The 650-nt window shown below is 42.6% G+C and carries 1 protein-coding gene; it reads right to left on the reverse strand.

From position 1 onward, the window contains the following. On the reverse strand, positions 1 to 650 hold a 650-nt coding region (locus R8N49_RS27890; protein ID WP_318190542.1), incomplete at both ends, for an extracellular solute-binding protein.

The following is a 650-nucleotide window of genomic DNA, read 5'->3' on the forward strand; positions in this document are numbered from 1 at the left end:
GCGCCAGCTGGAATTGCTAAACTGTCCATCCAGAAAATGGTGCCTTTTTCAGGCCAGATGATGTCGATATTCGCACCTTCTTGACGAGCCATGTAAGCAGAGCCGTTCCAAAGCATACCAAGAGACACTTCACCTGCAAGGTAAGGGTTTGCTGGGAAATCAGAGTTGAATACCAATACGTTTGGCATTAGCTTTTTCAGCTCTTCATAAGCTGCTTTGATTTCATCTGGGTTCGTTGTATTTGGCGAGTAACCAAGCTTTGTTAATGCAATGTGGAAGACTTCACGAGAGTCATCCATCAGCATTAGTTGACCTTCCCACTTGCTATCCCAGAAATCGTCCCATTTAGAAACAGACGATTTATCTAGCATATCTGCGTTGATACCAATGCCCGTCGCACCCCAAATGTAAGGGATAGAGTAGTTGTTGTTTGGATCAAATGGTTTATCTAGGAAGTTGGTGTCAAGATCGCTAAAGTGAGAAAGTTTCTTTTTGTCGATCTCTTGCAGCATACCTTCTTTACGCATTTTAGAAACGAAGTAGGTAGACGGTACTACCAAGTCGTAACCAGAACCTTGCGTTTTTAGCTTCGCGTACATACTTTCGTTAGATTCGTATGTAGAGTAGATAACTTTGATGCCAGTTTCTTT

It is taken from the genome of Vibrio sp. 1978 (assembly GCF_033344345.1).